Annotated in this window: 17 protein-coding genes; 7 read left to right on the plus strand and 10 right to left on the minus strand. The window is 45.8% G+C overall.

The annotated features are described in order from the left end of the window. Positions 1 to 16 precede the first annotated feature (16 nt). Positions 17 to 787 carry an SDR family oxidoreductase gene (locus ABIE50_RS26460; RefSeq protein WP_209865603.1) on the plus strand — a complete coding sequence of 257 codons (771 nt, stop codon included), beginning with the start codon at positions 17 to 19 and terminating at the stop codon, positions 785 to 787. 562 nt (positions 788 to 1349) lie between these two features. Further along, the gene (locus tag ABIE50_RS26465) at positions 1350 to 1739 is read left to right on the plus strand and encodes a DUF6766 family protein (protein WP_209865606.1); all 390 of its coding nucleotides are present in this window, start codon (positions 1350 to 1352) and stop codon (positions 1737 to 1739) included. A gap of 16 nt (positions 1740 to 1755) precedes the next feature. Here the strand turns inward: ABIE50_RS26465 and ABIE50_RS26470 are convergent, their stop codons facing one another. Beyond that, positions 1756 to 2463, minus strand: coding sequence for a DsbA family protein (locus tag ABIE50_RS26470; RefSeq protein ID WP_209865609.1), 708 nt, complete (start codon positions 2461 to 2463; stop codon positions 1756 to 1758). Further along, positions 2432 to 3427: a manganese catalase family protein gene (locus tag ABIE50_RS26475; RefSeq protein ID WP_209865612.1), complete on the minus strand. Its 996-nt coding sequence runs from the start codon at positions 3425 to 3427 to the stop codon at positions 2432 to 2434. The genes ABIE50_RS26470 and ABIE50_RS26475 overlap by 32 nt, the downstream gene beginning before the upstream one ends. A gap of 376 nt (positions 3428 to 3803) precedes the next feature. Between ABIE50_RS26475 and ABIE50_RS26480 the strand changes: the two genes are divergently transcribed. After that, positions 3804 to 4766: an MBL fold metallo-hydrolase gene (locus ABIE50_RS26480; protein WP_209865616.1), complete on the plus strand. Its 963-nt coding sequence runs from the start codon at positions 3804 to 3806 to the stop codon at positions 4764 to 4766. 47 nt (positions 4767 to 4813) lie between these two features. After that, on the plus strand, positions 4814 to 5401 hold the full coding sequence (locus ABIE50_RS26485; RefSeq protein WP_209865619.1) for a DUF4142 domain-containing protein: 588 nt from the start codon (positions 4814 to 4816) through the stop codon (positions 5399 to 5401). Between the two features lie 66 nt (positions 5402 to 5467). Here the strand turns inward: ABIE50_RS26485 and ABIE50_RS26490 are convergent, their stop codons facing one another. Beyond that, entirely contained in the window at positions 5468 to 5803 is a 336-nt protein-coding gene (locus tag ABIE50_RS26490) for a nuclear transport factor 2 family protein (RefSeq protein ID WP_209865622.1), read from the minus strand. Positions 5804 to 5894: 91 nt separating this feature from the next. Then, complete coding sequence (locus ABIE50_RS26495; protein WP_209865625.1) at positions 5895 to 6458, minus strand: Crp/Fnr family transcriptional regulator; 564 nt, start codon at positions 6456 to 6458, stop codon at positions 5895 to 5897. Positions 6459 to 6578: 120 nt separating this feature from the next. Between ABIE50_RS26495 and ABIE50_RS26500 the strand changes: the two genes are divergently transcribed. Further along, positions 6579 to 7046, plus strand: coding sequence for a hypothetical protein (locus ABIE50_RS26500; RefSeq protein WP_209865628.1), 468 nt, complete (start codon positions 6579 to 6581; stop codon positions 7044 to 7046). 88 nt (positions 7047 to 7134) lie between these two features. Here the strand turns inward: ABIE50_RS26500 and ABIE50_RS26505 are convergent, their stop codons facing one another. The 5 genes from ABIE50_RS26505 to ABIE50_RS26525 are packed head-to-tail and all read right to left on the minus strand — an operon-like array spanning position 7135 to position 11202. Continuing rightward, positions 7135 to 7839: a hypothetical protein gene (locus tag ABIE50_RS26505; RefSeq protein ID WP_209865631.1), complete on the minus strand. Its 705-nt coding sequence runs from the start codon at positions 7837 to 7839 to the stop codon at positions 7135 to 7137. 60 nt (positions 7840 to 7899) lie between these two features. Then, positions 7900 to 8883, minus strand: coding sequence for an SGBP N-terminal domain-containing protein (locus ABIE50_RS26510; protein ID WP_209865634.1), 984 nt, complete (start codon positions 8881 to 8883; stop codon positions 7900 to 7902). A 56-nt stretch (positions 8884 to 8939) separates the two neighbouring features. Then, positions 8940 to 9686 (minus strand): SGBP N-terminal domain-containing protein, encoded by a 747-nt coding sequence (locus ABIE50_RS26515; protein ID WP_209865638.1) that lies wholly within the window; start codon positions 9684 to 9686, stop codon positions 8940 to 8942. Positions 9687 to 9693: 7 nt separating this feature from the next. Next, complete coding sequence (locus ABIE50_RS26520) at positions 9694 to 10482, minus strand: HmuY family protein (protein ID WP_209865641.1); 789 nt, start codon at positions 10480 to 10482, stop codon at positions 9694 to 9696. A 24-nt stretch (positions 10483 to 10506) separates the two neighbouring features. Then, positions 10507 to 11202: an HmuY family protein gene (locus tag ABIE50_RS26525; RefSeq protein ID WP_209865644.1), complete on the minus strand. Its 696-nt coding sequence runs from the start codon at positions 11200 to 11202 to the stop codon at positions 10507 to 10509. A gap of 188 nt (positions 11203 to 11390) precedes the next feature. On the opposite strand from ABIE50_RS26525, the gene ABIE50_RS26530 reads away from it, so the two are divergent. Both ABIE50_RS26530 and ABIE50_RS26535 read left to right on the plus strand, forming a co-directional pair. Further along, on the plus strand, positions 11391 to 11720 hold the full coding sequence (locus ABIE50_RS26530; protein ID WP_209865647.1) for an antibiotic biosynthesis monooxygenase family protein: 330 nt from the start codon (positions 11391 to 11393) through the stop codon (positions 11718 to 11720). Next, positions 11720 to 11845 (plus strand): alanyl-tRNA synthetase, encoded by a 126-nt coding sequence (locus ABIE50_RS26535; RefSeq protein WP_142687696.1) that lies wholly within the window; start codon positions 11720 to 11722, stop codon positions 11843 to 11845. The genes ABIE50_RS26530 and ABIE50_RS26535 overlap by 1 nt, the downstream gene beginning before the upstream one ends. A gap of 35 nt (positions 11846 to 11880) precedes the next feature. On the opposite strand, the gene ABIE50_RS26540 is transcribed toward ABIE50_RS26535, so the two are convergent. Beyond that, positions 11881 to 12870 (minus strand): helix-turn-helix transcriptional regulator, encoded by a 990-nt coding sequence (locus ABIE50_RS26540; RefSeq protein ID WP_209865650.1) that lies wholly within the window; start codon positions 12868 to 12870, stop codon positions 11881 to 11883. Positions 12871 to 13084 lie beyond the last annotated feature (214 nt).

Raw genomic sequence — 13084 nt, forward strand, 5'->3', positions numbered from 1 at the left:
TCTAAAATATATTCTTATGCAGCAATCTTTTTCATCAATCGCCAGGTACGAACCTGAAAGTCTAGCAGGAAAGAATATCCTGATCACCGGTGGCACTACGGGAATCGGAAGGTCTGCCGCGCTGCTGCTCGGAGCATACGGCGCCCGTGTAATGGTGTTTGGCAGGCACCAACCTGAACTGGATGATACCTTAAAGGCATTTAAAGATGCCGGTATGGAAGATAAGGTTTACGGATTCACCACAGACATTGCAGAGAAGAAAGGTATTGAAGAAACCTTCAGACAGGTAGATAAACACTTTGAAAAACTTGATGTGCTAATCAATAACGCGGCGCTACCCTTCAAGGGCATACAGGAAGGTACTTATGAAGACTGGCAGTATGTTCTCAACACTAATTTACTGGCTTACCTGGCCTGCTCAAATGAAGCGGTAAAGCGCATGAAAGAAAAAAATGGCGGGCAGATTGTATTCATTGGCTCTCTCAGCGCAGACGTAAGATCAGCCAACAGTTCGGTATATACGGCCACCAAGGCAGGTATCCAGGCTTTTTCGGAAGCCCTGCGAAAAGAAGTGCAGTCATTGAATATTAAAGTATCTCTGATTGAGCCAGGGCTTGTGGGCACCGATCTGCTGGAAATGCCGGCGGAGAAAAAAGAGGAAATGCAACAGAAGCAGGAAATGCTATTCCCTGAAGATATTGCCGCATTAGTACTGTTCCTCTTACAACAACCCTGGCGCTGCAACCTTATGACCAGCAGCTTACTTCCTGTCAACCAATCTGTTTAAGCGCAAAAAACAGCAGGTAGCCTGAACAGGCGCCTGCTGTTTTCACCTTACATTCACCATGTAACTAATCGTTACCTTCTACCTTAACGATTTTATTGTAGATCCCAAAAAGAAGGAAAGGCACCGCCCACGCTACTTCCCCTTCATCATGTTGCTGGTTCAGTATGTTTTCCATAATACCTGGTTTAAGAATGAGTAAATCTGTTTCATTCCTTTCTTAATCCTTCTTACAAAATCATGCCAGCCAATACCAGCAAACGCAGCAGCAATAAGCACTTCACAAGAAAACACATGGCATAGTTAATGAAGGGATATCAGAAAATTGCTGTTATGTTAGTACCATTTATTGCATTGCTCGTAGTTGTTATAGGAGTTATTGTTTACCTGGTAATGCAGTCCGGCAGGAAAACAAAAGACACCGGTAATAAGTGACCACATTACACCGGCAAACTGTTTCACAATTTCCTCAATAATTTCACGTAAAACCAGGATATAGCAGGTATAAGCATTGGCTTGATTTTGATATAATACCAGTATAATCATTCATCAATTTTCTACGGGTATGAAAACGAATCAAAACAAGCCATCTTACCTGAAGCGTAAAGCATACTTCCTGATAACGCTGGCCCTGTTCCTTGCATCTGTTGTATTACATTGGTATTTCGGCTGGAAAGACTACGTGAATGAGCAAATGGCCCATTCCCAGGCTCCACAGGTACCGGAATACATTGTGCAGATGATGCGTGAAACAATGGAAAACTGGCAATCAGAATTTCTCCAGCTTATCTGGCAGGTTGTGGGATTATCCTTTCTTTGGTATTGCGGTTCTCCTCAATCAAAAGAAGGTGATGACCGGAGAGAAGAAAAACTTGATTTTATTATCAGGCGCCTGGAACCGGGAAAAGCAGAAGAATTACTTGAGCAGTGGAAAATAAAATATCCGGATAAATAATCCGGATATTTTATTTTTATGCCGATAGCAATTGCGCTATACAGGAAGAGATGGACTCAAATGGCCGGTTACCGGTAAGCAGAAGGGTTTTCCCTGTACCTTTCGCCTGCAGCAATAACGAAGGAAACCGGTGAATACCACGGTACTTCGTTTCCTGCATGTCTGCCCTGAAGGCATCAATTGCCTGCTTGCAGGTTAGCTGCTTCCGGAATTTACCGGTATCAAATAATGGATTCTCTGCAGACAGTTCTTCAGCTACCGATATCAATACTTCTTTCTTTGCAATATTCTTTGCTTTCAGCATTACCGCAGTACGCAGCCTGAGAAGATACTGTGCAGCCAGATGTTCCGACTGCAAGGCCGCAGCTTTTACCGCTACACATGCAGGATATGAAGAAGCCGGCGGATCTGTAAACCAGATAGTATCATTCAGCTCTACACCAGACAACTGCCTTGCCTGCATCCATACAGGGCCCATTTGTATCGGGCGGCTTACTGCATGCAGCGTATCATGATAGTTATTCCAGCCCGACAACATTCCTCCCATACAATAGCGCATAGACAACCGCTCACCATACTCATTTACCAGGCGTTGTATAACCGGCTCAAATGCCCAGCTCCAGCAGCAAAGAGGATCAGTATAGTAAACAGCTTCCAGTCGGCAACCACTATCAGCAGGTATACCCTTCTTCCTATTTCTTTTTAGCGTGGCTTGTTTTTCCATTGGTCTTTTTTGATGTCCCGTCGTTTTTGCTGTGCTCACTCCATGATTGCTCCCCTATTTGCACCGCCATATTTATTTCTTCACTCCGCTGCAGGCTCATGCTTCTATCCAGTTCATCCACACCTTCCAGGGTCCTGTTAGTGCCAGTCGGTTCCACCTCCAGCAATCCGTTTGTTTCCAGTACATATTTAACCGGGTCCTCAATAAACTGCCATGTTTCCCCGAGCTGTGAAGATTCGCCCTCATTCCATGCCCCGCGGATATCGGCTCCGCTCGACATATTAAAATACAGGTTGCTGTACCGTGGGTCCGACTGCAATACGCCCGGAGGGAAATTGGGCTGTATGGAATCCAGAGCTGCTTCAAACATCTGGAAATGGGCCACTTCGCGGGTCATCAGGAAATTCAGGGTCTCCTTTACATAAGGATCATCTGTGAACTGCAGCAGGTATTCGTAAGTAATTTTTGCGCGTGACTCAGCGGCCATATCGGACCGGAGATCCACAGTAAGGTCACCATTACAATCTCCATTGATATAGGCGGCCGACCATGGAACGCCCTGGCTGTTCGTATAGGCAGGGCCACCACCGGAGGATACCAGCAGTTGTGGCGCTACAATCGATTTGTGGATGAACTCTTCCTTGGCTTTTTTGCCATCCAGCAATTGCATGATCTCCGATTCATCAGCTGCCTTCTTCAGGTCGCCGTTAATACCTTGTAACAACATCTGGATAGTGGCGCCCACTATCTCAAGATGACTGAACTCTTCCGTGGCAATATCCATCAGGAGATCATACTTATCGGGGAAAGGGTTCCTGGCGCCAAATGCCTGTCCGAAATACCTCAGTGCAGCGGCCAATTCCCCGTTTGCACCTCCAAACTGTTCCAATAACAAAGTAGCGAATGCAGGGTCCGGTTTTGACACCCTTGCATTAAACTGCAGGTCTTTTACATGATAGAACATATTTCATTATTTTGAGTGAAGAATACTTGGATCTGATGATTTTACACGCAAATGAGAATCCATAACTGAATTCAAATACTGCTGAAGCAATCTCAAACAACAAACGGCAGCCGCATACAGTGTCTTCATCTTCTGCCAGCCACAGCAGCAACATGAACCAATTCCTCATTGTGTCCGGGCAATGAGCAAAGTATTACACATTCTTAAGAAATATTTCATCAATCGCGCGCCAGTACCCGATTCCGGATATATATAAAACCCCACCAACAGGACACATGTGACTAACGTTATTGAATACACGTAATGTCCTTTCTCATTTGAAAATGCCGGCGGCATCAGGGAACAGTAATTGCTGTAGAAAAGGAAAACAACCGGTATGGAAAAAATTACATTAATTGATGAAAAAATTTATAAGAAGTGGTTTGCTGTAGCCCCTGGCGTATGGGGGATACATGATGTGTTAGTAAATATGTATCTCATTCATCAGCCAGCCAATAATTCCTGGGTACTGGTAGATGCCGGCCTGAAAACCTCAGCTCATAAAATTATACAGGTAGCCAGGCACCTCTTCTGGCCGCAGGTAACACCATCTGCTATTATTCTTACCCACGGGCATTTTGATCATACTGGTGCGCTCCCCGCTTTGCTGAAAGAATGGGATGTACCTGTGTATGCGCACTACCTGGAGGCCCCCTATCTTACCGGAAGATCCGCTTATCCGCCACCGGATCCGTCTGCCGGAGGTGGGTTAATGACTTTATTGTCGTGGACATTCCCCAGGCAGGGGATCAACCTCAACGGGCACCTGCTCATGCTTCCTGAAGACGGGTCCATACCGGGTCTGGAAGGCTGGAGATATATTCATACGCCCGGGCATACACCGGGGCATATAAGTCTTTACCGCGAACACGACCAGGTGCTGCTGGCCGGGGACGCGTTTGTTACCACGCAATCCGAAGCGCTGTCGCATGTAATCACCCAATCAAAAAAAATATCAGGGCCACCCAAATATTTCACACCCGACTGGATATCTGCTGAAAGCAGCGTAAAAAAACTGGCCGCGCTACAACCCCGTACAGTAGCTACGGGGCATGGTAAACCATTGGCCGGCCAGGCCATGCAACGACAGCTATTATTGCTGGCAGAGAATTTTGAAAAAGCCGCCAGGCCAACATCCGGAAGATATGTTGAAGAAGCAGCCGTTGCAGGCGTTAATGGTGTGGAATATATCCCCCCGGCCAACAACACGCGCTGGTGGCTGCTGGCCGGAGCCTTTGCACTGGCCGTTGCCGGTATCTGGTATGCCCGTAAGCCGGCCAATAATTCATATGATGCTTAAACATCATCATGGCGCTTTTTTTGATATCCGTTCCTAAAACTGTAATGATGAAAACATACCTTGTTCTAAGCGTGGCAGTGGCTGCCCTGCTATCCTGCGGGCAACAAAAAAAACCAGAACAAACAACAGAAAAAGACAGTGTACAGGCGATGAAAGAAAGTATGGACCACCTGCCTTCAGCTACTGTTAATTTTATTACTACCACAGCTGCAGCCAATCTAAAGGAAATAAGACTCGGACAGCTTGCAAAAAAGAAAGCTCAGGACAACCGTATCCGGCAATACGGCGCTATGATGGAGAAAGATCATACTGCTGCCAATGAGCAATTACAGGCTATTGCCAACAGAACAGGGGTAACCATGCCGGCCGGTCTTACAGACGATGCCAAAGCTGCTGAACAAACGCTGACCAACATCAGAAAAGAAGATTTTGACCGGGCATATATTAAGCAGATGATCGATGATCATAAGAAAACAATTTTTGAGTTCAACAATGTAACATCTTCAAAAGACACCGCTATCAGCAACTTTTCCAGGAACATGTTACCGAAGCTCAACACACACCTTGAGGAAGCAAATACCATCCTGGAAGATATGCGCAAACAAATCAACAAAAGAGATATTTCCCATAACTAGTGGATGTTTGAATAAGGCAAAAGCCATCCTTAAGGGATGGCTTCTTTAGTTATATCCGCTATGCAATCAGCCAAGCAGCGGCCGCGGATCAAATACAACCTGGAAAGACTTTATGCGCCCTTCTTCCAGCTGATACCAGCCACAGCTTAATATGGACTTGTTTTCCATAACAATATCATACCAGAGGCACACGTCATCACCGTCGGCAAACATCTTCCTGATGCTATATTTTAATTTCATCCGCTTCATGTCGTTGAAATAGGCATCAGCACCATTACGAACTCCCATCACACCGGTAAACGTAAGGTCATCTGTTACACAGCCGCGCGCTGTTTCAAAATCTTCTTCATTCAACGCATTAATAAAGCGTGATACCGTTTCTGTTGATTGTGTTGCATTCATATACTCTGCTGTTAAATGGTTAAAAACTGATACTGCAAAGGTCGGCAGATCTAACCGTTTCAACCTGTGACAATCGTCACAAAACAGTTGCCTACCTCCTGCTGCGGATACGGCTCAACGTTTCCCTTGCCACCCCAAGATACGATGCCAGCTGCGTGAGTGATACCCGTTGCAACAGGGCAGGATCATGTGTTTCCAGGAATTCATAGCGCTCCTGCGGGCTCATTAGTTTAAACATGGCCGCATGTTTTTCCTGCTTAATGGCGATCTGCTGAAGGCATTTCCTTCCCAGCGTTTCTATAGCAGGATCCCTCAGCGACACTTCCCGCAACTTCTTTTTATCAAACCGGACAACCGTCAACGGCTCCGATGCCTGGATGGTGAATAACGACTTCTCACCGGTGGCAAAACTGTGGATATTGGTGGCAATATCGTTTTCAAAAAAGAAGGCGATGTTGATATCCTGTCCGTCTTTATCCTGGAATGCCCTGCAGTACCCATTGCTTATAAAAAATAACGCATCACATACCTTGCCGGTTTCTAACAGGTACTCATCTTTAGGCAGGGTAACTTCTGTTAATGCCGGCCTCAGTGCCTGCCAGTTTTCCGGCGTAAACGGGGTAAGAGAATGAATATATCTCAATAAATTTTCCATATCCAAACATAGATAAAATCAGCAGTCATCCCCAAAAAAAAGTGCCGCCTTTTGTCCAATTTCCATCTTCCCGATCCTTATAACTGTGAAACAACTTATCCATCAATTAAAACTTGTAAGATGTCAACGCTTTCCGCTTTACTGATGTTACATTTATTGGCGCTCATCCTGATGGCAGGCACTACGTTCATCGATTTTATTAATTATCAGATGTTCTGGAAGCTGTTTAACCATCAAAGAAAACAGGCTGATGGCATCCTGTCGGCCTCAGCGAAGTTTCCAGGACTGATAGGTATTGGTGCAGGGTTCCTTATCATCACAGGGGTGGGAATGATTGCCCTGACGCATGGTGTATGGGCGCAACAATTATGGTTCAGGATCAAGATGATCTTTGTTCTTCTCCTGATCTTCAATAGTATTTTCTATGGAAACAGGCTTAGTGCCAGACTAAGGGCAGTTGTGCGCCTGGATGCGCCGGACCTGGCTCAGCAGCTGATAAATTTAAAGGGCAAACTGCGGACCTTCCACCTGCTGCAGTTGGGTTTTCTTTTGATGATCATTTTCCTGAGCGCTTATAAATTCAATTAAGCCGGTTCAGGGAAAAAGAAAAGCGACCGTTTTCACAGTCGCTTTTCTTCTGTAAAGGAAGCATTACAGCAGGTATTCCCATTGATTGTTACAGTGTTTTGTAACGGAAGTGATAATACGGGAAAGCACCGCCGGTAACCTGGTTCTGGTAAATTGAGATGATCTCAAATGCCACCACGGTAGTACCGGATTTGAACAACAGCGTACGGCCGCTTACAGGCGTAACCGTGTGGCCTGCGCTCCAGTTATAAATATACCAGCCCTTGCCATTGGCGAGCGCTGATACTGCCGGAGGTATGCCTGTTCCTACCACGGCGTTCATGCCAATAGTATTGGCAACAGGCACTGTTGCCGTGGTCCAGTCGGCGGCCACTACGCTTGAAAATGCCTTATCCACAAAACGCAGTTCGTCTGTGCCGCCAGCGGTAATATCGCCGGTAGCAACACCGGAGAATTTGATATTGTAGCTGGCAGGGGTTCCGGCGTCGTTATCTGAAAAACGCCAGAAGAATGTGCCGTTAGCCGGCTGTCCGGGATCGGTTGAATAAACCTGCTTAAAATTTTCAACACGGTAAACACTGCCGCTGCGGTATACTTTACCCTGGCCATTGTTATTGGTAATATTAACGCTGCCGCCATCAGGCACTACAACATCTGCCTGTGTCCGGCCGCCCAGCGACTGAAGATCAGGAGCGGCAACATCATTGTTTTTAGAGCAGGATGCGAGGAACATAGCTCCGGTTCCCAACAACATCCATGATAATTTTGAAAGGTTTCTGGTTAATCTGGTCATTACGATAGGGTTTAAATTAATAATGATAAAAAATGGAATACTGCTATAATAAGTTTGTGACTAATCAGTAATGGTGATCGTTACAGCGCCGGTTATCTCCACATAGTTTTTCCGCGTATTCATCCAGCTCCAGAAAGAAAAGAAATCACTGGTGCGGAGTTGTATGCCCAAGCCTTTATCGTCGAAACCGCCCAGTTCATAGGTTCCCTTCGGGAAATCGGCCGGTACCTTGTAAGTAGCTGTTGTTCCCGTAAAGCCTTCCAGGGTAAATGTGCCGATCTCCCGTTCAGACCAGTCGGCATTGTAGCCATATACCCGGGCATCCTTCATATCTATAAAGCTGGCGCCTGAAAAAGTAATGGTACCATTCCGTTTTATAGTAACAGCGGAAGTTAAAGGAGCAGCCTTTGGACGTTTGCTTTCCGGGTAGATAATGCCTATCACCGCTTCCGCAGTAACAGCCGATACCTGGTCGCTGGTAAACTTCAGTTTATACGCGCCTTCGCTGAAACTGATATTTTCAGGAACGGTCACATCTACATAGTGAATATTATTCCTAACGTTGAAGGATATACTAAGTACTTCTTCCTTGCCGGCCGGATTAACCAGGTATGCTTTTGTGCGGGTTGCATCTTCTACCAGGTATTTTACATCCCTGTTGGTATTAATGGAGAATGTACCGCCTTTTAGCACTGCGTAGGAAACATTTTCATTAAACCGGATACCGGGTTGATTGAGCACCAGCTTCAGGAAGTAGTCCCTGGCAGCACCGCTTTGTGATGTAACGGTAAATTTTGTACCTGTTACCAGCTTTACGGCAGTGCCGGAAGCCGGGGCAACGCTGGCATTATCCGAAACGCGGATCCGGGCCGATACTGTTGCAGGAAGCGTCGCATAAGCGGGCCAGTAAACCAGGATGCTGTCGCCGTTCACCGCTGCATTGATAGTCCCGTTGCCATCGGTAGTTACAGCAAAGCTTTCTATTTTATTATAGGGAGATGGAGCATGCTCTGTTTCCTTTTTACAGGAGGTTATCAGCGCCATGCCGGCGATTGATCCCAAATATATGAGCCTGACAATTTGATTCATTTCGTTGATAATTATTTCTTATTGAGAAGATGAATACGGATCGGGTTTTTCGTGGTGGCCATTTTTGCATAGGAATACACCCTGATCCTGTATAGTCCATCTGCGGGAAGCTTAGCCAGGATAGGGTCCGACTGTTCCTTATACCGTATAACGGTGAAGTCTAAACGGGTGAGATCGGTGGTATTGAATGTACTGATGTTAAGCGGGCCATACTCTTTGTTTTGTTCGTCTACCAGCATCACCCTGATCAGGTCGGGATCGGGTGCAAACCCAGCGCCGTTCAGCCCAAAGGAGAAGGAATCAAAGTCAAGATCCATATTAATGGAATAGGTATTCGGATTGGCAGGATCAGTGCTTACCTCCTCCAGGGTAAGATCCGGTTGCTGTACCTGGATATGCAGCATATAGGTTTTTACTTTCCCGTCTTTCCCTTTCACATTATATTTTATCTCGCGTCCTTTGTGGAAAACTTCCGGCAGGTCTTCTATCATGGTGCCTGAAACTGGTGTAACAGTGGCGCCTTCGCTTACTTTTATCTCCGGTTCCAGCGTGATCAGCTGCAGGTAAAATGGAAGGTACACGGTGATGGAGCTGTCGGGCTGACTGATAGCCCCATAAATAGGGCTTCCCTGCACATTCACAATTTTATATTCCAGTAACTGGTTGCCCGTTTCCGGTGTAAATGGGATGATATCCGTTTTGGTACAGGCCGGCAGTGCAAAAAAAGCTGCCAATAGTATGCAGTAAATTTTTTTCATCTCGGGATTATTGAATGTCCAGGTTTTTGCTGCCATCCATCTGGATAGCGTAACGGAAGGTGACATATCCGGGCTTGTTATCCCTGCTGGGATCCAGCGGATTGTCTTTATAAATATTTTCGATGATGATTTTGGCGTAATGACCTTTGGTGGTTTTTACAACGATCACTCTTGGCATAGCATACACTACATGTGCCTTCCTTGGATTATCCGGGAAAAGACTGCCATAGAAATCATAGTATCCCCAGCCGTCAAAATTATTCTGGAAATGATCCAGGCCTGCATCCCTTACTCCCATTTCCCCATCTGTAACAGGTACTGTTTTAACCGACCTGAATGCGGTTGTCCACAGGTCACGTGCGATGGGCAGTACCTTTGGCTTGAAGTTGATGGTATCATAATACTGTGCATCGAACTTACGGTCGGTAACTACATAGATTTTCGCGTTGCCGGGGCCCCCATATCCCGGGGAACCAACCGAAGCGCCATTATTGGGATAAATGCTGCTGTTGTAGATGCCATAAAAAACAATATCCCATTTGTTCGTCTGCTTCAGAGAAGCAGGGATCACTTTATTCTCTTCCAGGCTGTAGTAGAGCGACTCGGCATTGCCGCCGGAAGTGGCGCTGGTATCGGCTACCAGGTTCACTACCTGGTAAACGCCCGTTTTTACTGAGCCGGGATCTGTGCCCCCGGGATCTACCCTGTCGTTGTTGCCGCTCCCGGAACATGCTGTAAGAAAGCAGGCAGTTAATAGCATAGCAATAGCTGTCCGCCATGAAGTGTGCGAAATCATAATGATTGGAATTTCTGAAAGTGTTTACCTGTTTTTAAGGTTCCGGCTACCGTCTGTTTGTACAAAATAGCGGAAGGTAAGATAAGGCGCCGGCCAGAACAGGTCTGTTACTACCGGTGGATTACCTTTATAGATATTTAATAGTTCCAGTTTTGCAAAATCACCTGTTGCAGTTTTCAGCACAAAAGTCCGGTTTCTCACGGGCACGCATATATGATTATTCAGCGAATAAAAGAACCATCCCAGGCCGTTGCCATTATCCCAGCCAACGCCCGCCAGTCCCTGTTGTTGGAACACTTCATCAGAAGGCGCTGTGGTAACATTATCAAATGGTTGCTCCACTATTACCAGGTTGCCCGCTCCCGGCCCTTTATACCCCGGTGTTCCGGCTATCTTACCATTATTGATCACCACGAAAGAATTGTACTCTTTGGAGAAGGCAATGTCCCAGTCTGCATTCAGGAGATACTTCGCTGAATCAGCTGCATTACGTATCATATGTGTTTGCTGACTTTTAAAACTGAAGGTAACCGTATAAAAAGGCCGCTTCTCTTTCCCATCTACACCTTCTCCCATGGAGGCGGCCGTATCTGCAGGCAGATCGCGTATAGTAACAGCGGCATCAGCCGGTTGCACTGCATCATTGTCTTTGCCCGAGCAGGAAGCCATCAGCCACACAGCAGTAAATGGCAACAACATCTTTCCTAAAAAATTCTTCATCAGCATAGCTGTAATTGATGATGCAAAGGTGAATAATAGCAGTGACCATGACCGGAGAAAAAGCAACCACGAAAGGAAAAAACCGCTACGGCAGTTATTTTCCCGATATGGTAAATGATGTTCCCGAATAGGTGCATGACATAATCGTGACAATATTACTTTTGATGTATCAAAAAAATAAACTGACTATGAACAAGCATTTTGTGGCTATCAATTACATACAATGTAACAGCGATTATGCCGAAAGATTTGAGCAACTCTTTGCCTCAAGAGCGCATGCTATCGACACCATGCCAGGGTTTATCAACATGCATGTATTAAGGCCCGCCAAACCGGAAGATGATTACCTGATCGTAAGCTACTGGGAACATGAACAGGCGTTTAAAGACTGGACCAGATCAGAAGCCTTTATAGCCGGCCATAAGCGAGGCTTTGAAGACCTGGCAAAAGCAAAGGCGGAAGGAAAACCTGCCCCGATGCGCAGCGATTTTAAGATCTACCAGATAATCAGCGAATAATGGAAACAACATCCAGAAAACAACAACTGATCAAATGGCTGAAACGCCTTGGCTTCTGGGGATTTATATTCTTTCTCCTGAAAGGCCTTTTCTGGCTGTACCTGATATACTGGGTTGCCAGGTAAATATGGCAATAAAAGAAAAGGTAAGTCTGTGCGACTTACCTTTTCATTATACCCGGTGAAAATCCGAAATGCTTTTTGAATGCCCTGGTGAAATGGGCTGTATGCTTGTATCCCGAGAGATAAGCCACTTCCGACACACTCTTTCCTTCCGCCAGCAGCTCCCTGGCATGCGTCATTTTTATATTCTGCAGATAGCCGTATACGGTAGTACCAAATACCTGTTTGAAATGGCTTTTAAGATAAGCGTCATTAGTGCCCACCTGGTGGGAAAGGTCGATCAGCGTACATGGGCTGTTAATATTCTTCGTGATAATATCCCTTGCCAGGTACATCCTGTCTATATCCTCTTTCTTTAGTTTCCTGAGAGATGAATCTTTTGCTGAAACACCCGCCATCTGCTCATAATGCGTGAGTTGTATAGCCAGCAGTTCAATGGTTTTGGCTTTTATAAACAACTGCATATAACGCCCTTCCAGCGGGCAATTCAGCATATCGAAAAGAATGGTGCTGATGTTGGCCTGTAAGGGAAAATTATTCTTACTGAGCGGTACCGGCGTATTTTCCTGTACGCTTTTCTGGAAAACATCAAACAATGGATGCTCTTCCGGCATAAAATTGAGTAACAGCCCCGGGCTTACACCCAACTCAAATATTTCCAACTGCTCCTGTGGTTGCCAGCTGAGCTGTATTTCCTGTTCAGGAAAGAAAAGATAATTGTATTGCTGCCTGCCCATACTGGCCAGCATCGTTTTACCACTGTTTATATGATAACTTTTACTGCCGCTGAGCGTATAGCTCAGCTGAAGAAAAGGTTGCTGGTTACTGAAAACTACGCTTCCACCTTTTTCAGATTTCAGGCTGTAATAACCCAGCGTAATACCGTCGGGGCTGTACATTTCCTGGATGGTACCAATATGTCCGTGTTGGCTGAGTGCACGCTTCCGCTGCCTGAGCGTTTCCTCACCGAGGATGTTGAACGGGCAGGGATTGAATAGTTTGTTGTGGGTGTTTGCTGGTGCAGACAATGGTACTGTTATTAATTTCAGAATACAAGAACAGAACAATATTAAATCATTGACCATTCAAAGCATTTGCGCAAACAGGAACTTCTTTTACGAATACGGGAAGACCCTTTGTCATACGATATCTGACAATTCTCTTTTTCCGTTTGTGGTAACTTTTTTTCCTTCCGGGGATGGCCGCGCTCTTCGGACGCTTTCCGTAACGGGTAATACTTTC

This window comes from Chitinophaga sp. OAE865 (genome assembly GCF_040546735.1).
GTDB lineage: Bacteria > Bacteroidota > Bacteroidia > Chitinophagales > Chitinophagaceae > Chitinophaga > Chitinophaga polysaccharea_A.